The organism is Fibrobacter sp. UWB15 (genome assembly GCF_900177705.1).
Taxonomy (GTDB): Bacteria; Fibrobacterota; Fibrobacteria; order Fibrobacterales; family Fibrobacteraceae; genus Fibrobacter.
Window position 1 is genome coordinate 252,372 of sequence record NZ_FXBA01000002.1, and the last position, 17,070, is coordinate 269,441.

Below are 17,070 nucleotides of genomic sequence, written 5' to 3' on the forward strand. Positions count from 1 at the left end.
TGCTGAAATTTGAAAAAGAAAAAGCCGCGCATAAGTGCGGCTTTTTCTTTGATTCGTCTTGATTTATTGTTCAACAACAATCATTTCTGCAACGCCACGCCCCGGAAGCGGCTTGAATATTTTCACATTCGTCTGCATGGCAGGGCCACCAAAAGCCTTCATTTCGCAAACGAACAAGTAATTCGTGCCAGCAACAATCTGCGTCGACACTGAAAGCGGTCTGAGTCCCAAGTAAGCGTAGTCCTTGGTCGCCTCAGCAAACACAGCGGAATCTTCTGCAGCAAGCGGGCGCTGTTCCGAGAAACCGCCCATGAGCATTTCATCGGTCTTGCCGGTTTCCAGATTTCCAAAGAAGGCTTCGACTTCGCTCGCGGCAACTTCGGCACCATTTTCTGCATTCATGCGCTTGTTAGAAATACCATAGGCAAGCGTCACGTTGGCTCCCGGTTCAAGAGTCTTGAGTTCTGCGGCAGACGCCTTGCGGCCACCGCTGCCATAGGTGCAGAAGGGCACCACCACTTTGCCGCTCAAATCGTTCGAATCAAGGAAGGTGTAAATGGGCGGTGCAAACGTCCCAAACATAATCGGGTACCCCAAATACACCGTGTCGTACTTGGCGAGTTCCACCTTGGCGTTTTCGAGGGCAGGCCACTGCTTGCCTTCGCGCTGAGCCTTTACGGCAACAATCGTGCTGTCGTAAGTAGACGGATACGGAGTCACGAGCTTGAGTTCTACTGCGCTAGCATCCTTTGCCTTCTGGAAAATTTCGGCGAGTTTCTTAGTCGCTCCATTCTGCGAGTAGTACACCACTACAGACTTCGAAGGGGCCGGAGTCGCATCGGGCACTTCCTTTTTCACTTCGGTTTTAGATTCCTGCTCGTTGCAGGCGGTAAACACCATCGAAGCCGCCAATACAGACATGGCAGCAGTCAGCTTCATCTTGTTAAACATAGGATTCTCCTATTTAGCTTTTAGTCTGTTCCGGAGCGGCACCAGTGTCAGCATTCGCAATCACTTCTTCTGGCGGCGGGGTCAGCTTGGTTCTTGCGCCGTATAGTCTTTCCGAAATATGCGTAAAGGCTTCCACGATATCCGGGTCAAAATGCTTACCCGCACCTTCGGTAATAATCGCCATCGCCTTTTCGTAGGTAAACGGTTTCTTGTACACGCGTTCTGCCACCAAGGCGTCGAACACGTCGGCCACCGCCATGATTCTTGCAGACAGCGGAATTTCTTCGCCCTTGATGTGGGTCGGATAGCCGGAGCCGTCCCACTTTTCGTGGTGATAATGCGCCATGTCAATCGATTCGACCATGTAGTCCGCATCGATCGTATCGCCGGCATCTTCCACCATCTTGGTCAAAATCTTCCAACCTTCGGTGGTATGGCTCTTCATAATATCGAATTCTTCATCGGTGAGTTTACCCGGCTTGTTCAAAATCAAGTCCGACACGGCAATCTTTCCGATATCATGCAACGGTGCGGCGCGTTTCAGCTTTTCAATGTAGGCATCCGTGAGCACATCCTTGAACTTGCCTTCGGCCTTGAGCTGCAAGGCAATCGCTTCCACATATTCGGCAGTCTTCTTAATGTGGTTACCCGTGCTCTTATCGCGGGCTTCAACCACTTCTGCGAATTCCATAATAATGATTTCCTGCATGCGCCTGATTCGTTCGTTCTGTTCCTGCACACGCTGGATAAAGTTATAGGTATCGCTCGCCATCGTGTAGATAGCTTCGTAAAGATGCTCAATTTCGTCTCTTGTCTGCACCCCGATCTTGCCGAGACGTTCCACGCTATCCCTGATGCTTTCAAGATCCACCTTTTCGGTATCAAGCATGCTTGCACGAGTCGTGTTAGCAGCAATCTTCATGGCGGCAAGCGACATCTGGTTCATGGGGATCACCACGCCGCGCTTTACCAGTTCAAGTACAATACTCATGATAATAATGGAAAGCCCAAAGAACAGCGAAAGCATCTTGATAAAGAAGATCGCTTCGTCACGGAGGATGTTTTCCATCGAAATATCGGCAGCCACATAGGCAACCGTCTTGTTCGACGAATTGCGAATCGGCCTATAAACAGTCAACAACCAGCCATACTTGTCATCCGAGATAATCGGTTCAATCTCGCCACCGGCCAAAAGAGTCGGCAAATACGGCTCAAAGCTCGGATCAAATTCAACGACATCGCCTGGAGCCCCTCCCGGTTCGCCTTCGGTATCCAGATCGAACACCACATGGCAACCATCCTGCTTAATCTGGTACACGTACAGGTACTTGGTCTGGGGGAAGCTTTCTCTAATAGAGTACAGAACCTTCCTCACAAACGCATAGTCATCGACCTCGTAGCCGCGGGCTATATAATCTTCGACCTTTTCAGGATCAATTGCCGTAGATGCCGCTTTGGTCACACCGTTTGCAATACCGATAAAGCTATTGACGGAATTTTCACGATACAGGAAGAAGCCGATCGTACAAGCGAGACCACCCAACAGGACTTCTGCCACAATCACCATGTACACCACCTTGCGGAGCAAGGAATGACGTACCATCTTTTTCATCACATCTTGATGATTGACTCGCAGGAACACCCTGTTCAGGTGATTCTTGATAACACGGGGAATAAAGCGGAAAATGAACACCGCGAATACAACGACAACGCCCTTGTCAAAGAAGTCAAGAACAATGTCGGCCCAAAGCTGCGAGGTAAACTTGTTCCAACCAAGGACTTCGTGGAACGCTACGGCAAACGGGGCCGAAATACCTTCGCCGAAATTGAACCCGTACAAGAAATAAGTAAAGACAGAACCGATACCGCCGCCAATCAAGGCAAACGAAAGAATTACGACAAACAGGCGCGGGATATTCTTGAAAAAGCGCTGGTGGTAAAAGAAGGTCGCAAGGGCAGCAATAAAAATACTGATTACCCCGTAGAACATGGTCACGGGGTCCGAAATACCGTTAATCGCATTCGAGGCAAAACCGACTATGACTGCGGGCAGGTTTCCGCCAAGCATAGCGGTAATGATCGTTCCCATGCAGTCCAGGTATAGCGGCAAATGGAGCCCAAGCGCAACCTTTGCCGGAATGATATTCAACAACAAACCTGTGGCAATAAGCAACAGAACGCTTTTTAAGCTGGAGCCGTTTTCAAAATCAAAAAACTTTTTGAGAGCCGTTTTCATTTGACCCAATACATCCTTCTTAATACTCCTAAAATAAATAAAAAAAGGACTCCCAAGAGTCCTACTTTATAATTTCCACTATTTTTTTGTTGTTTGTAGCGCCCGAAACTACCGAAACATCGCGTTTATGCACATGAAAGTGCTCCGCTAGCAGTTCACAGATGGCTTCATTGGCGGCTCCATCCACAGGAGGAGCTTTGACCTCGACTTTATAGCTCCCGTCAGGGAGCTCCGTCACGCTTTCGCGCTTGCTCCGGGCATGTACCTTGATGTTTATTCGCATAAGGTATTAGGCGAGCACATTTCCCGGGGCTGCCGGACGGGCCTTCAGTTCTTCCTGCATACGTTGGTCGTTTTCCATAGCGGTAAGCAAGTCCTCTTGACCCTTGATGAGAGCACGGCAGCGAATGAAATAATTTGTACGCAATTGCTTAAGCTGTTCAATCTCCATGCGGAGTTCTTCGGCTTCTTTCTTGGTGGACTCCACCTCGCGGACCGCTCTGGCCTTGGCCTCGGCAACGATAATTTCAGCTTCCTTTTCGGCTGTAGCCTTGACTTCGTCAACCGTCTTCTGCATGGTGACTACGGCGTCTTGAATCGTCTTTTCAATCTGGCGGTAGTAATTCACGCGTTCTTCGGCAACCTTCAAGCGTTCGGTAAGGTCGGTCTTGTCCCTGGACATCTGTTCGAAGGCATTGGCTGCAGTATCCAGAAAAGCCTTGACTTCTTCAGGATCGATTCCACCGAAATTTTTCTTGTGGAAGTTCTGGTTTCGGATATCCAACGGTGTAAGTTCCATACTAAAACCTGCAAAAAAATTGATATTTGCCGTTTTTGGCGTCAACTGAAATATAATAACTTGCAATCGAAGACGTCATAGTCACAAAAAAATAAGATGTAAAATGTTCAATTAGCCTTTCTAGTTTACTCAAAATCATGTTATATTTAATTAACAGCGTTTATGATTAAGTTTCTAAAAAACTTTTGGGGGGCGCAAGATACACTAGAACGTAAAATGTTCTGGTCTATTTTGGTGGTTGTTACTGTAGTAGCAATCTGCTCCGCAATCTTTACCATTTACGAGGGACTGAACTTCTCGGCGTCCCTCGCCAGTCTCGGTTGCGCCCTTCTCTGCTTTATTATCGCTTTTGTCGCCGTCAGAACGTCGCTCTACAACCAGTGCTACTTGGTCATGTGCTGTGCGCTCAGCTGTTTTTTGATGCCCATGCTGTTCTTGTTCTGCGGTGGTATCACTAGCGGCATGCCTCTTTACTGTATTACCTCGCTTGCGCTGATTGCCTTTGCAGTTCGCGGGCGTGCGAAAAACATTTCTTTTATCATTTCACTGTTAATCCAAGCGGCAACGATCTATATGTCCTGGAAGAATCCGGACATCCTCTATACCACTCTCGACCGCGACGGAGCTTTTCTTGACATTCTGGTCACCCACATTTTGACAAGCATTACGCTTTTTGCCGTAGGCTCCTTCTCGCTGATGGCTTATGTACAGGAACGCGAAAAAAGCGAAAAGCTGGTGGCACGACTGGACTACCTGGCCGTCAGGGATTCCCTTACGGGTCTGTACAATCGCAGATACTTGCTCAAGTTCCTTGACGAACGAGTCTGGAAACACCGTAACGACTACTTTATCGCCATGTTCGACTTGGACAATTTTAAACAAGTTAACACTAAGTACGATCACAAGTTTGGCGACAAGGTCATTTGCGCCGTAAGCGAACTGATTCAAAAGGTCAGCGACGAAATCGCCGGCGAATGCGTCGCCCGTTATGGTTGCGAAAAATTCATCTACCTGATTAGCGCAGGTTCTGAAGTAGAAGCATACTCCAAGGTGGAATCGATCCGCAAGGCCGTTCGTCAGATTCGCCTCGACGAGCACCCGGAACTGCAAATTACAATAAGCGGCGGATTGCTCCCTTGCAGCGCCAAGTCTGTAGCCGACGTCAATCAGCTTCTTTTCCGAGTTGACGAACTCGTGGTTTCCGCCAAAAAACAAGGCAAGAACCAGATTCGCAACATGGTCGAAAACTAAGTTTTTCTATCTTTACCTCTGAAAAAAATTAAAGAGGTCCATTATGACATTCGAAGAAATGTACGCACTGGCCTGCCAGCGCAAAAAAGATATGCCCGAAGGCAAGGGAACTACTGAACTTTTCAAGAAGGGGCCGCACGGCATCGGCAAGAAGCTCGTCGAAGAAGCCGCCGAAAGCTGGATGGCAGCACGCTTTGAAAGCCGCGACGCCCAGTGCCTCGAACTTTCGCAAGTTCTTTACTATGTGGCCGTGATGATGGCCGAAAAAGGTCTCACCCTCGAAGAAGTGTACGCTAAACTATGATTAAGGTAGCTCTCCCCAACAAGGGCATGCTCTTTGAGCCCACCCAGGAACTTTTGAAGGCTTGCGGTTACAAAGCCTCCAAACCCTACAAGACTTTGACCCAACTCGATACCAAGAACGGAATCGAATTCTTCTTCTTGCGTCCGAGCGACATCCCCATGTACGTGGGCCGCGGCATTATCGACGCCGGTATCACAGGTATCGACTTTAACGCCGAAGCCAAGAGCCCGGCAGTCAAGGTTCTGGACCTGCCCTACGGCGCCTCCAAGATGTGCGCCGCCGTGCCGAACGAAAGCCCGGTGCAGTCCCTTGACGAACTCAAGAATTCGACAATTGCCACCAGCTTCCCGAACATTGTGGAAGGTTTCTACAAGAAGCCGATGGACTTCGTGGTGCTCGAAGGCGCCGTCGAAATCTCGGTGAGCCTCGGCGTGGCAGATGCCATTGTCGACGTGGTCGAAACCGGCACGACACTCAAGCAGGCAGGACTTCGCATTGTGGGCGAACCGCTCTTCCGTAGCAACGCCGCCCTCTTCTGCAACCCGCAGAAGACCGAACTCGAAGAAGTCCACACGCTGATCCGCCGCATCGAAGGCAAGCTCGTTGCCCAGTCGTACATGATGATCGAATACGACTGCCCCTCCGAACTGCTCCAGAAAGCATGCGAACTCACGCCGGGCCTCGACGCCCCGACGGTGACCAAACTCCACGGCCGCGAATGGTACTCCGTGAAGGCCATGGTCCCGCAAGACGAAGCAAATGCCATCATGGACAAGCTTTGGGACGCAGGCGCACGCAGCATTCTCCTGTTCGGGATCAAGAGCGCTCGTATTTAAGACATGCAAACACTCGCCTACTTAGCACGCCAGCCTATCCTCGACCGCGAGGGTAAGATTTACGCGTATGAGCTTCTGTTTCGCGATTCGCCCGAAAGCGACATCGCCATCATTGCAAGCGACGTCCTTGCCACCGCGCAGGTGCTTGAAAACGTTCTGAACAATATCGGCATCGAGCGCCTGATCGGAAACAACAAGGCCTTCGTGAACTGCAGCCGCAACATGCTGCTCGACAACCTGTTCGGACTTTTGAACCCCAAGTACTTTGTACTCGAGGTTCTCGAAGACGTGGAAGTCGACGAGGCAATCGTCAAGGCCGTCCAGCGCTACAGGGCCCTAGGCTTTGAACTAGCGCTCGACGACTTTATTTTCAACGACGAATTCATCACGCGATTCAAGCCGCTGTTCCCGTACGTAAGCTACGTCAAGATGGACGTGGTGGATAATTCGCAAGAATCCATGAACGCAGCCGCAGTCTTCTTCAAGACCATGGGAATCAAGCTCCTGGCCGAAAAGGTGGAAGACGAAGCCACATTCAAACGCTGCGAAGAAGCGGGCTACGATTACTTCCAGGGATTCTTCTTTGCAAAGCCCGAACTGGTAACCGGCCGTAAAATCGACGCGACCTCGGCAACGCTTCTGCAGCTGTTGCTCCGCATCAAGTCGAGACCCAGCCTCGAAGACATGGTCGAAAGCCTTACCAAGCACGAAGACATCGCCCAGAACCTGCTCCGGTTCGTGAACTCCGACTCCGAGACCCGCCACAGCCGCATCGACAACGTCAAGGACGCCATCGTGTGGGTTGGCATGCGCCGCATCCAGGAATGGCTCATGCTTATGCTGTACGCCCGCCCGGAACTCGGCATGACACCGCAAGCCTCGCCCCTGTTCCAGAACGCAAGCCACCGCGCGAAGTTCATGGAAAGCCTCGCCCGCTGCATCGACGAGAACAACGACGACTTCTGCGCCAAGGCATTCATGGTCGGGCTCATCAGTCGCATGGACGCTCTCGTGCGCGCCCCACTCGAAACGATCTTGCCGGACGCCCCTGCCGACGACGAAATGCAGGACGCCCTCCTCAACCGCACGGGCCGCCTCGGCACGCTGCTCCGCCTTGCAGACGCCGTGGAACTCGACGACCGCGAATCCATCCAGGCATGCCTCAAGGAAGAAGGCATCCATTTTGCACAACTGAAACTCTGCCTCAACGAATCCTACAGTTTTGCCAATGAACATTGAACCGCAAAGTCTTGAAGCGTTAATCGGGGAATTTTCATCGCTCCCCGGAATCGGGCAGAAGACCGCCCGAAGGCTTGCGTATCATATTCTTTCCAAAAACGAAGGCGATGTAGAACGGTTCTCGGCGAACTTGCTGAACGCCAAGAAGAACGTACACCCCTGCCCGCGCTGCTACGCATTCACCGACGAAGACCTGTGCCCTGTATGCAAGGCAAGGCCCGACTCCAAGTGCATTTGCGTAGTCGAAAAAAGCTCCGACATTGTCCCCTTTGAACGCTCGGGCATTTACAAGGGCACCTATTTTGTTCTGGGCGGCGTGATTTCGCCCCTCGACGGGATCGGCCCTGAACACCTGCACCTTCCCGAACTGGTAAAGCGCATTAAGGACGAAGGCATCGAAGAACTTATATTTGCATTAGGTTCTAGCCCCGAAGCCGACAGCACCGCGCTCATGCTCGACCACATGCTTCAAGGCGTAAACGTCAAGCGCACGCGCCTTGCCCGCGGAATCCCCATGGGTTCGGACCTGGAATTTGTCGACGAAGTCACCATGCTCCGCGCATTCGAAGGGAGAGTCAGCTTATGATGGAAAAATCACCGAAAGGGACAAAGGCGAATTTACCGCCCAAGACCGTTCATCACGGCCCTGTCACGGTAGGCGACTATAAAATCGTCTCCGCTGAATTTGTCAAAGGTTCGACAAGCATCAAGCACCTTCCCGAAGAACGCTTACCGCAAATAGCCTTCCTTGGACGCTCCAATGTGGGCAAATCTTCGCTCATGAACGCCCTGATGGGCCGAAAAGACCTGGTAAAAGTAGGCAGAACCCCTGGAAAAACCCGCGAATTGAATTTTTTCAAAGTCAACGGGAAGTTTTTTCTAGTAGATTTACCAGGTGTAGGCTTTGCAAAAGTCAGCAACGCCAAACGCGACCAAATGGCAGACTTTATCCGCGAATACGTGGAAAAGTGTAAAGACCTGAAAGGACTCGTATATTTGGTAGACGTGCGCCACGGTGGCCACGCTATCGATATCGAAACGGTCGAAGCCATCCGGGCCAGCGGTTGCCCCGTACTGATCGTTGCAAGCAAACGCGACAAGGCAAACCAGTCGGAACTTGCAAAAGGACTCCGCAGCATCAAGGAAAAATTCGGGCTCGACCAGAATCCCTTGAGCGTGAGTTCCTTGAAGAAATTCGGACTCGGCGACTTGTGGCACCAAATTTTGGAAGCGGTAGAACAAAACAATGATTAAACGGCAGGCTAGAAAATGGCAACGATTTATGCTCCCCGCAAAGGCGTTTCATTTGCTGGGGCTATTCGTATTGCATCGTCCGTTTGGTCAAATGGTCGCCCTATTTTGCAGGGCCGTTTCGAGTCTGTTCTCTAAGAACCGCAGTTTCAAGACAGACTCCCGCAACATCATTCTGCAAGCATTCTTCACGGGCATTGAAATTTTCCCGACTCTTTTCGTGGTCGCCACCTTGTTTGGTACGATTACCATTGTCGAAGTGATTTCGATGATGGGCAAAATGGGCTTTGCCGACTTTGTGGGAAGCATGATTGTAGCAGTCATCATCCGTGATTTGGGGCCCATTCTTACTGCGTTCCTGATTGCCGGTCGAAGCGGATCTTCACTAACCACCTACATTGGCAGCATGGTCATTAACGACGAAGTCGACGCGCTTGCCACCATGGGTGTAAACCCGGTCCGTTTCCTGGTCATGCCGAGCTTGATTGGCGGTTGCGTCGCCATGTTCATCATGAACATATTCTTTAGCCTAAGCGCCATTTGTGGAGGCTACCTTTTAACCAAGGGAGCCATCGTTTTCGCAGGTAACATGATGAACATTCAACTTACCTGGGACTACCTCTCTACAGAAATCCTGAAAGCCCTTCAGATATTTGACTTCGCCTTTATTATCATTAAGCCCATTGTATTTGGAGCTATCATTACCACCAACGCCTGCTACCAGGCATTGAACATCCCCCGAGATGTTCGCCAGGTACCCAAGGCGGTGTCGCGTTCCGTTATCAAGTCCTTCCTGTACGTTGTTATTGCCGACGGCATTCTTTCGTTGTACTATTTCGTAGATTACGTGAATAATCTCAACCAGTTGATCTAATGTTTGACGAAGCCTTGAAAATGGAAGATGTCCACCTTGCCTACAGGGATCTCGCGGGAGCGATGTTCTCTAAGCCAAGGATTCTAGGGTATTTCAGACGCATTGAAACAGACCCGCAAAAAGAACTATTCTCAAATGTGAACCTTACGGTAAAACGCGGTGAAACCATTTGCATCGGCGGGCCTTCCGGTCAAGGAAAAAGCGCCCTTCTCAGAGTCATCGCGGGGCTTACGCGCCCCACCCGCGGAAACATTTACTACTTCGGCGAATTCATTCCGCCCGAAAAACTGACCGCTTTGGAAGTTGCCAAGCGCAAGGTGGGAATGGTGTTCCAAAACGGGGCATTGATTTCGAATTTGCGCGTGCGCGACAACATTGCCTTGCCGCAGCGTTATCACAAAATGGGTTCACCCGCCGAAATTGAAGAAAAAGTCAACATGGCCATGGACCTGATGCGCGTGCGCGACGAAGCCGATTTGTTCCCCCATATGCTCAGTATGGGCATGCAGAAGCGTGTCGCCATTGCCCGCAGCTGGGCCATGGACCCGAAGCTTTTGCTGATGGATGAACCCACTGCAGGTCTTGACAACTACAACCGCAGAAACTTATTGCCGCTGATTGACAACATGCGTACGCTGTTTAAGACGACAATCATTATCGTGACCCACGACCTGATGATTTCCAAGGAACTCGGCTGCAACATCTGCTTCTTGCACCGCAAGACATTGACAGAGCCAAAGCCGTTTGATTACTGGCTCAACTCCGACAGCGAAATTTCTAGAGAGCTGTTCCGCGACCTCCGCAATAGCGGGTAGAGCGGCGAAGCCGCGATGTGAAATGTGAAATGACAAATGAATAATTAACCATTACACATTCCACATCCCACACTACACATTTTACAAAAGGATTTCAAAATGTTTCTCCCTCTACCCGACGACTTTCATGCGCATTTGCGCCAGGGCGATTTAATGCCCGGCTACGTCCGCGACTTGGTTCAACAATTTGGCCGTGCTATCATTATGCCGAACACGGTGCCTGCAATGACTTCTGCCAAGGCGATTGCCGATTACAAGACGCAGATCTTGGATGCGGCAAAGGCCGTACGCCCCGACTTTGTCCCGCTCATGACGTTCAAGCTGAATCCGAATTACACCGAGCAAGATCTGAAGGACATGATGGCGGTCGGTGTGGTGGCAGGCAAGTATTACCCCGCCGGAGTCACCACCAACAGCGCCGACGGTATCAGCGATTTCGAGGGAATCTTCCCTGTGGTCGCCATGATGGAGCATCTTGGCCTTGTGCTGTGCGTGCACGGCGAAGAACCCGGCGAATTCTGCCTAGACCGCGAGCCCGCCTTCATCAAGCGCGTAGAGACTTTGTCTGCAAAGTTCCCAAAGCTGAAAATTGTCTTTGAACACTTGAGTTCGGCGAAGTCGGTCGAGGCAGTGAAGCGACTCCCTGCAAACGTCGCCGCCACCTTTACAGTACATCACCTGATGATGACTCTCGACGATATCGTCGGGGACGCCTTACGGCCGCACCACTTCTGCAAGCCACTCCCGAAGCGGCCGGAAGACCGCGCCGCCATTCGCGAAGCCGCCTTCAGCGGCTCACCCAAGTTCTTTCTCGGCACGGACTCTGCCCCGCACCAGCTGAACAAAAAGGAATGTCCGTGCGGGGCAGCAGGCGTCTACAGCGCACCGGTCGCCATCCCACTTCTGGTTCAAGAATTCGAAAGGGCTGGCCACCTTGACAAGCTCCCGAACTTCATCGCCGGATTCGGCGCCGACTTTTACGGCCTTCCGCGCACGACCAAGCAGATTGAAGTCGTCCGCGAAAAATGGACCGTGCCTTCAATCGTGAACGGAGTCGTCCCCCTCGCCGCCGGCCAGGAACTCGACTGGAAGCTCGCATAATTTTTATATTTGCGCCATGATTTCTGATTCTCGCAAATACCTGGTTGGACTTATAAGCCCAGACGTTCTGGAAGCCGCCGAAAAAGACTTGTTCCAGCCGGTGCGCCTCGACCTGGACAACTGCGATGCTATTGAAATCCGCTACGATTTCTTTGACGAATCGGAATGGGAAACCCTTTCAGAAAGGGTCCGGAACATCGTGGCAAATAAAATACAGATCGGCACCATCCGTTTAAAACGCGACGGAGGCAAGTTCCCCGACGCCCGCGCCATAGAACGCATGGGCCTGTGGAAGAAAATCCTTTCGGCAAAACAAGTTCCCGAATGGCTCGATCTGGAACGGGACTGCCTGAACGACTTTAAAGCTCTGAACAACGTGGCCTATCCCATCGGCGTGGGCCTGATCATTTCCGAACACAATTTCGAACGCATCCCCAGCGATATCGAACTGGATACCTTCGCCGCCGACGTAAGGCGGATTGGCGCCCAGGGCTTAAAGATTGCAGCCATGAGCAATTCCGACAGCGACTGCGACCGCCTCTACAAGTTCGCAAAAAAATACGGCAAGAAATTCCAGATGTTCGCCGCTTTCGGTATGGGCGAAACAGGCAAGGTCAGCCGCCTTTGGTCCTTAAACGAAGGTGCAAACCTCACCTACGGTTCTATCGGACATTCCGAAGCCCCCGGACAAATTGAAGTTTCCATTATGCGCCGCGCCCTGGAACAAAGCGAAATTTTGCGTTCCCAAATGGAAATTCTGGCCTTTTTGAACCAGTTTTAGCCTTTTTTGATATTTTTTCGTTCCAATTAGGCTTTTTTTGTCCAAATGGCGCCGATTTTTGCTAAATATCTATACAGAAAAAACAAAAGGAATTCATTATGCGTCTTTCCGAAAGGTTTGTCGACAATTGCATTCTGATCAATTCCAAGAGCACGACCAAGGAAGAAATCCTGAACGAGCTCGTGGATACGCTCTGCAGTGCCTACAAATTGGAACATCGCAACGAAATTTTCGATGCCGTCTGGACCCGTGAACAAAGCCGTTCCACCGGTATCGGTTGCGGACTCGCAGTCCCCCACGCCAAGATTGACTGCGTGGACCGTATGTGCATGGCCGCCGCTACGATTGAAGGCGGACTGGACTTTGCCTCATTTGACGGAGAACCAGTCTACCTGATCATTTTGATTGTAAGCCCCGGCAACACCGTCGGCCCGCACCTCAAGGCACTCTCCTCCGTCAGCCGTCTTTTGGCTGATGGCGGTGTCCGCAAGGACTTGATCGCCTCCAAGGATCCGGCAGAATTTCTGACCATTCTGCGCGCCGCCGAGGACAAATACCTCTAATCCCCTTGACAGGTCAGAAAAAGTTTTCTATAATTGCGCCTACCTCGGACGGTTAGCTCAGTTGGTTTAGAGCGCTGCTTTCACACGGCAGAGGTCACTGGTTCAAATCCAGTACCGTCCACTACCAAGGTTTTAAAAAGGCTTCCTACCCCGGAGGTCTTTTTTGTTTAGAACCATTTTTTGTTATTTTGTCACCATTCGACGCAACTTTTCAATTCGCACGAGCATCTAAAAGGCATGATTAATACGAAAGTCCTCATTTCAGCATTCCTCACAACGGCCGCCCTTACGACGACGGCTTTTGCCGAAAGCACCTGGACGCTGGAGGACTGCCTTAAGCAAGCCAAGAAGGCGAGCCTCAAACTAGAATCCGCAAAGCTCCGCGAACAATCCGCCGATATTTCCATCAGGCAGGCCAAGACGGGCAACTACCCCACCGTAAGCGCAAGCATCCAGAACACACTTTACGACCACCCCTTCGTCTACAACGAAGACCATTACCGTTTAAACCTAGGCATCTCCGGTTCCTACACCCTGTGGAACGGTGGCGCCACTAGCCTGAACGTGGAGTCCAAGACCCTTACTAAAGAAGCGACAGCGCTCGCTACCCAGCAAACGGAACGCAGCGTGCAAGAAAGCGTCCTGAATGCCTACATGAGTTTATTGGCCGCCACCGAGAACCTGCGTACCGCAGACGCCTCGGTAGAACTAGCGCAAGCCGAATTCGAGCACTACACCAAGCTCTACGAAGCGGGCTCTATCACCAGGAAGGACCTGACCCAGTCGCAGTCCAACGTGCTGCAAAAGCAGACCTCGCAGCTTACGGCGCAGCTTTCTGTCAGCACCGCAAAGACAACCCTCAGGCAACTCCTGGAACTTGACGACAACGCCGAATTCCAGGTAGCAGCCCCCGAGACAAATATCGAAAGCCCTGATTCCCTTGAACCGCTGCCGACCTTCGAGCAGCTCAAGGCAGACGCCCAGAACGCCCACCCCGGACTGAAATCCGACAGCGTGGCTGTTCGCGCCGCCCAGAAAAACACGCAGGTCGCGGGCAAAGGCAGTTCCATTACCGTGACCCTCGGCGCCAATTCTAGCACAGGCTTGCAGGCTTGGCAGTCCAAGGCCTACAAGAATCAACTCAAGTACGGTTGGCAGAACTCCATCACCCTCGGGATCAACATTCCCATTATCGATGGCGGTGCCACCACAAGCAAGGTCCTGCAGGCCCAAGTCAGCGAAACCGAATCACAGGTGAACCTCAAGGAAGACGCAAAAACTCTCGAAAACAATATCGAGAAGCTTTACCTGAACGCCATGAGCGCCGACATGCAATGGAAAGCCGCCATACTCCAGGTGCAAGCGGAATCCGAAGCCCTGGTCGTTGCCGAAGAACAGCGTAATGCAGGCGCCCTGACCTACACCGACTTCCTGAGCCAGAAAAACAACCTTGAAAAGGCGCAAATTACGCTAACAAACGCCAAATACACCAGCCTCCTGTCGCGCAAGCTCTTGGAACTCTACCAAGGAAAGCTGGACTAATCAAAAATAAACGGCAAGTGTTGCGCCCCTGAAACAAGGGGCGTTTCTTTTTGTACCCAAAGTCATGCCGGAGCGGGGACGACACCTCCTTTTCGCCCCAGAAAAGCCCGTTTCTTCTTTCACGGCCAAAACTCCTGCAGAATTGGCACGGTCTTTGCTATTAGGTGGGTGTAAACAAAAGCAGGGTGCCAAGCCGAGGCAAACCGCCAAAGATTGGACCCACATCCAAAGAGGTTAAAATTATGACACAGTTTATTCCGAGCACTTTCTACGGTATCCAGAACTTCCTTGACAACTTGAACGCCTGCAACGCCCAGAACGAATGCTGCTACACGCCCAAGGCCGACTACTATGAAGTCGAGAACGGCTTCATGCTTGAAGTGGAACTCCCGGGCGTTAAAAAGGAAGACTTGGACATCCAGGTCGAAAAGAATATTATCACCGTCAAGGCAACCCGTGCCCGCAAGGAAAGCAAGTGCACTTACGAGCGCAGCTTCCGCCTGACCGACGACATCGACACCGAAAATATCAAGGTCTCCCTTGAAAACGGCGTGTTGTCATTCCAGCTTGCCAAAAAGCAGCAGGCGGCCGCCCGTAAATTGACGGTCGACTAAGGCCTAAAACGGGGCCAAAAACGCGAAAAACGCCCTCAAAATGGGCGCAATTCGTGTAAAAATTTCTCTTTTTCATCATACTCCTTCCCCAAAAAGACCCCGAAAGGGGTCTTTTTGTGTAAACTTTTTATTATGGACAGTTTATCAATGGGGCCATTGCTTTTTCCGGAACAATTTACCCCGCGGAATATATTTTTAAGGGCAAAGAGGCTTAAAGAGTGTATTTGGGCCAAAAAAGGAGTAAGTATGGGAAAGCAGTTCTCTACGCTGTTGTCGGCAGCACTTGTCGCTGCATTGTGCAGCAGCGTTTCAGCATATACATTGAGCGGTACCGTCACCGATAATGGTGGCAAAGCGATTCAAGGCGCAGATGTCAAGCTCCTCAAGAGGAACAAGGCGACTACGACCGACGAACAGGGCAAATTCACCTTCCAGGAACAAACGATCGGCCTTGCACAGGCTCGTAGCGCCGGTGGTTTCAGCGTCACTAACGGAATCTTGAATTTTACCCAGAATGGCAACACCCCGGTTCAAGTCAAGATTTTCGACATGGTCGGTAACCAGGTATTTGCCCAGACCTTCCAGGGTTCCGGCGCCGTGGACCTGAATTCCGTTATCGAAGCCCAGGGCACCTACCTCGCCCGCGTCAAGCTCGGTTCCGCACAAGAAACAATCCGCTTTAACGCTTCGGGCAGCTTCTCGGGTTCTGCAATGCAGAAGCACCAGGCCCTCATGAAAATCGACGGCACCGAAAAGGACACTTTGAGAATCATCAAGGAAGGCTTTGACACCTTAAAAATATTCCTCCCGAACCTTGATACAACGCTGAGCATCAAGCTTAATGAAGTCTCTTCTGAACAGACGTTCAAGTTCGGTTACGCAATGAAGAACGCCCCGACCCCGAGTAAGGGCTGCGGCACGACATCAAAGTTGCAAAAGACCAAGAGTGTCGAAAACGGCGACCGCTTTGAAATGAGAGTCGGTAGCGACAACCGCGAATACTTCATCACGCTACCGAAGAACTACGACAACAAGAAACCTTACAAGTTGCTCTTCGCCATGCACTGCATGGGCTCTAACGCCGAAGACTTCGTCCACCACTATGCGGACCAGGACCATCCGAGTCCGTACTACGGCCAGCAGAAACTGGATACCGAAGGCAACTACATCTTCGTTTCTCCGCGTGGCGATACCGACGGTATGCCGTGGAGCGTATCTAGCGACAAGGACCACAAGTTCATCGACCAGTTGCTTACGACTCTCGAAGAAAACTACTGCATTGACACCAGCCGCGTGTTCATGACGGGCTTCAGCTTCGGCGCCATGGTCACGAACTCCATGGCCCAGGATATGCAAGACCGCCTGCGTGCCGTGGCCGTGTACGCAACCGCCGACTACAACATCTACCTGCCGAAGAACAAGGGCTTGCCCATCGCTTGGATGGCCGTCCACGGCAAGAATGACGGCACCTGCCAATATAACCGCGCTCGTGATAGCGCACTCAAGCGCATCCTCAAGAACAACGGCAAGGCCGACGCAGACGGCAACTTCACCGATGCCAGCGCCGAGAAGCCGAAGGAAGTCGGTGGCAGCGGACACCTCTGCTATGATTTCACTACCGTCGACGAACGCTTCCCGGTCAAGTTCTGCAGCTGGAATGGTCAGCACCAGTGGACCGCTTACGACAACGGCAACTGGCAAAACACTTGGGTTCCTGAAGAAGTTCACAAGTTCTTCGAACAGTTCTAAAATTCCTACACACACACTCCAACCTCAGGGGTTCGCCACTAACGGCGAGCCCTTTTGTTATAAGACCGCTCGCGCCCAATCAACTAAGTACGTCCCCCGAGCGCTCGCTCTCGCCACCGCCCCAGCTTATCGCTTGGGGCTTTGTGGCTCACGGGAGACCGCTC

18 protein-coding genes and 1 tRNA gene are annotated in these 17,070 nt (G+C 51.6%); 15 read left to right on the top strand and 4 right to left on the bottom strand.

The annotated features are described in order from the left end of the window. Positions 1–63: 63 nt before the first annotated feature. From B9Y58_RS05830 to B9Y58_RS05845, 4 genes are all read right to left on the bottom strand, one after another. Positions 64–951, bottom strand: a complete 888-nt coding sequence (locus B9Y58_RS05830) for a flavodoxin (RefSeq protein ID WP_073055338.1) — start codon at positions 949–951, stop codon at positions 64–66. A 13-nt stretch (positions 952–964) separates the two neighbouring features. Beyond that, complete coding sequence (locus tag B9Y58_RS05835; RefSeq protein ID WP_073055336.1) at positions 965–3,187, bottom strand: HD-GYP domain-containing protein; 2,223 nt, start codon at positions 3,185–3,187, stop codon at positions 965–967. 61 nt (positions 3,188–3,248) lie between these two features. Beyond that, on the bottom strand, positions 3,249–3,470 hold the full coding sequence (locus tag B9Y58_RS05840; RefSeq protein ID WP_073055335.1) for a DUF167 domain-containing protein: 222 nt from the start codon (positions 3,468–3,470) through the stop codon (positions 3,249–3,251). A 6-nt stretch (positions 3,471–3,476) separates the two neighbouring features. Next, positions 3,477–3,986 carry a DivIVA domain-containing protein gene (locus B9Y58_RS05845; protein ID WP_072801041.1) on the bottom strand — a complete coding sequence of 170 codons (510 nt, stop codon included), beginning with the start codon at positions 3,984–3,986 and terminating at the stop codon, positions 3,477–3,479. 162 nt (positions 3,987–4,148) lie between these two features. On the opposite strand from B9Y58_RS05845, the gene B9Y58_RS05850 reads away from it, so the two are divergent. The 15 genes from B9Y58_RS05850 (at position 4,149) to B9Y58_RS05920 (ending at position 16,906) form a co-directional block, all read left to right on the top strand. Continuing rightward, positions 4,149–5,237 carry a GGDEF domain-containing protein gene (locus B9Y58_RS05850; RefSeq protein ID WP_073055333.1) on the top strand — a complete coding sequence of 363 codons (1,089 nt, stop codon included), beginning with the start codon at positions 4,149–4,151 and terminating at the stop codon, positions 5,235–5,237. A gap of 43 nt (positions 5,238–5,280) precedes the next feature. Continuing rightward, a complete protein-coding gene (hisE, locus tag B9Y58_RS05855) occupies positions 5,281–5,541 on the top strand; it encodes a phosphoribosyl-ATP diphosphatase (protein WP_014545870.1) in 261 nt (86 codons plus the stop codon). Continuing rightward, positions 5,538–6,377, top strand: a complete 840-nt coding sequence (gene hisG / locus B9Y58_RS05860; protein WP_073055332.1) for an ATP phosphoribosyltransferase — start codon at positions 5,538–5,540, stop codon at positions 6,375–6,377. The genes hisE and hisG overlap by 4 nt, the downstream gene beginning before the upstream one ends. A 3-nt stretch (positions 6,378–6,380) precedes the next feature. Continuing rightward, on the top strand, positions 6,381–7,616 hold the full coding sequence (locus B9Y58_RS05865) for an EAL and HDOD domain-containing protein (protein ID WP_073055330.1): 1,236 nt from the start codon (positions 6,381–6,383) through the stop codon (positions 7,614–7,616). Further along, a complete protein-coding gene (gene recR / locus B9Y58_RS05870) occupies positions 7,606–8,202 on the top strand; it encodes a recombination mediator RecR (protein ID WP_073055328.1) in 597 nt (198 codons plus the stop codon). The genes B9Y58_RS05865 and recR overlap by 11 nt, the downstream gene beginning before the upstream one ends. Then, positions 8,199–8,870 (top strand): ribosome biogenesis GTP-binding protein YihA/YsxC, encoded by a 672-nt coding sequence (yihA, locus tag B9Y58_RS05875; protein ID WP_233247857.1) that lies wholly within the window; start codon positions 8,199–8,201, stop codon positions 8,868–8,870. The genes recR and yihA overlap by 4 nt, the downstream gene beginning before the upstream one ends. Beyond that, the gene (locus B9Y58_RS05880; RefSeq protein ID WP_073055326.1) at positions 8,863–9,741 is read left to right on the top strand and encodes an MlaE family ABC transporter permease; all 879 of its coding nucleotides are present in this window, start codon (positions 8,863–8,865) and stop codon (positions 9,739–9,741) included. Before yihA ends, B9Y58_RS05880 begins: the two co-directional genes overlap by 8 nt. Positions 9,742–9,761: 20 nt before the next feature. Continuing rightward, positions 9,762–10,556 carry an ABC transporter ATP-binding protein gene (locus B9Y58_RS05885; RefSeq protein ID WP_233247858.1) on the top strand — a complete coding sequence of 265 codons (795 nt, stop codon included), beginning with the start codon at positions 9,762–9,764 and terminating at the stop codon, positions 10,554–10,556. 99 nt (positions 10,557–10,655) lie between these two features. Continuing rightward, the gene (pyrC, locus tag B9Y58_RS05890; protein ID WP_073055324.1) at positions 10,656–11,657 is read left to right on the top strand and encodes a dihydroorotase; all 1,002 of its coding nucleotides are present in this window, start codon (positions 10,656–10,658) and stop codon (positions 11,655–11,657) included. Positions 11,658–11,673: 16 nt separating this feature from the next. After that, complete coding sequence (locus B9Y58_RS05895) at positions 11,674–12,438, top strand: type I 3-dehydroquinate dehydratase (protein WP_073055322.1); 765 nt, start codon at positions 11,674–11,676, stop codon at positions 12,436–12,438. 98 nt (positions 12,439–12,536) lie between these two features. Beyond that, positions 12,537–13,001, top strand: a complete 465-nt coding sequence (locus tag B9Y58_RS05900; RefSeq protein ID WP_073055321.1) for a PTS sugar transporter subunit IIA — start codon at positions 12,537–12,539, stop codon at positions 12,999–13,001. A gap of 46 nt (positions 13,002–13,047) precedes the next feature. Then, positions 13,048–13,122: transfer RNA gene (locus B9Y58_RS05905), tRNA-Val, on the top strand. A 116-nt stretch (positions 13,123–13,238) separates the two neighbouring features. Then, positions 13,239–14,543, top strand: a complete 1,305-nt coding sequence (locus B9Y58_RS05910; RefSeq protein ID WP_073055320.1) for a TolC family protein — start codon at positions 13,239–13,241, stop codon at positions 14,541–14,543. Positions 14,544–14,785: 242 nt separating this feature from the next. Continuing rightward, entirely contained in the window at positions 14,786–15,157 is a 372-nt protein-coding gene (locus B9Y58_RS05915) for an Hsp20/alpha crystallin family protein (protein ID WP_073055319.1), read from the top strand. A 246-nt stretch (positions 15,158–15,403) separates the two neighbouring features. Further along, a complete protein-coding gene (locus tag B9Y58_RS05920; RefSeq protein WP_073055318.1) occupies positions 15,404–16,906 on the top strand; it encodes a T9SS type A sorting domain-containing protein in 1,503 nt (500 codons plus the stop codon). Positions 16,907–17,070: the final 164 nt, after the last annotated feature.

What these genes read in the sequence shown, in the direction of transcription:
- B9Y58_RS05835 (WP_073055336.1), bottom strand. Translation starts at nt 3,187, where the DNA reads ATGAAAACGGCTCTCAAAAAGTTTTTTGATTTTGAAAACGGCTCCAGC.
- B9Y58_RS05865 (WP_073055330.1), top strand. Translation starts at nt 6,381, where the DNA reads ATGCAAACACTCGCCTACTTAGCACGCCAGCCTATCCTCGACCGCGAG.
- B9Y58_RS05910 (WP_073055320.1), top strand. Translation starts at nt 13,239, where the DNA reads ATGATTAATACGAAAGTCCTCATTTCAGCATTCCTCACAACGGCCGCC.
- yihA (WP_233247857.1), top strand. Translation starts at nt 8,199, where the DNA reads ATGATGGAAAAATCACCGAAAGGGACAAAGGCGAATTTACCGCCCAAG.
- B9Y58_RS05840 (WP_073055335.1), bottom strand. Translation starts at nt 3,470, where the DNA reads ATGCGAATAAACATCAAGGTACATGCCCGGAGCAAGCGCGAAAGCGTG.
- B9Y58_RS05915 (WP_073055319.1), top strand. Translation starts at nt 14,786, where the DNA reads ATGACACAGTTTATTCCGAGCACTTTCTACGGTATCCAGAACTTCCTT.
- B9Y58_RS05900 (WP_073055321.1), top strand. Translation starts at nt 12,537, where the DNA reads ATGCGTCTTTCCGAAAGGTTTGTCGACAATTGCATTCTGATCAATTCC.
- B9Y58_RS05830 (WP_073055338.1), bottom strand. Translation starts at nt 951, where the DNA reads ATGTTTAACAAGATGAAGCTGACTGCTGCCATGTCTGTATTGGCGGCT.
- B9Y58_RS05920 (WP_073055318.1), top strand. Translation starts at nt 15,404, where the DNA reads ATGGGAAAGCAGTTCTCTACGCTGTTGTCGGCAGCACTTGTCGCTGCA.
- B9Y58_RS05850 (WP_073055333.1), top strand. Translation starts at nt 4,149, where the DNA reads ATGATTAAGTTTCTAAAAAACTTTTGGGGGGCGCAAGATACACTAGAA.
- B9Y58_RS05880 (WP_073055326.1), top strand. Translation starts at nt 8,863, where the DNA reads ATGATTAAACGGCAGGCTAGAAAATGGCAACGATTTATGCTCCCCGCA.
- hisE (WP_014545870.1), top strand. Translation starts at nt 5,281, where the DNA reads ATGACATTCGAAGAAATGTACGCACTGGCCTGCCAGCGCAAAAAAGAT.
- pyrC (WP_073055324.1), top strand. Translation starts at nt 10,656, where the DNA reads ATGTTTCTCCCTCTACCCGACGACTTTCATGCGCATTTGCGCCAGGGC.
- B9Y58_RS05845 (WP_072801041.1), bottom strand. Translation starts at nt 3,986, where the DNA reads ATGGAACTTACACCGTTGGATATCCGAAACCAGAACTTCCACAAGAAA.
- recR (WP_073055328.1), top strand. Translation starts at nt 7,606, where the DNA reads ATGAACATTGAACCGCAAAGTCTTGAAGCGTTAATCGGGGAATTTTCA.
- B9Y58_RS05895 (WP_073055322.1), top strand. Translation starts at nt 11,674, where the DNA reads ATGATTTCTGATTCTCGCAAATACCTGGTTGGACTTATAAGCCCAGAC.
- B9Y58_RS05885 (WP_233247858.1), top strand. Translation starts at nt 9,762, where the DNA reads ATGGAAGATGTCCACCTTGCCTACAGGGATCTCGCGGGAGCGATGTTC.
- hisG (WP_073055332.1), top strand. Translation starts at nt 5,538, where the DNA reads ATGATTAAGGTAGCTCTCCCCAACAAGGGCATGCTCTTTGAGCCCACC.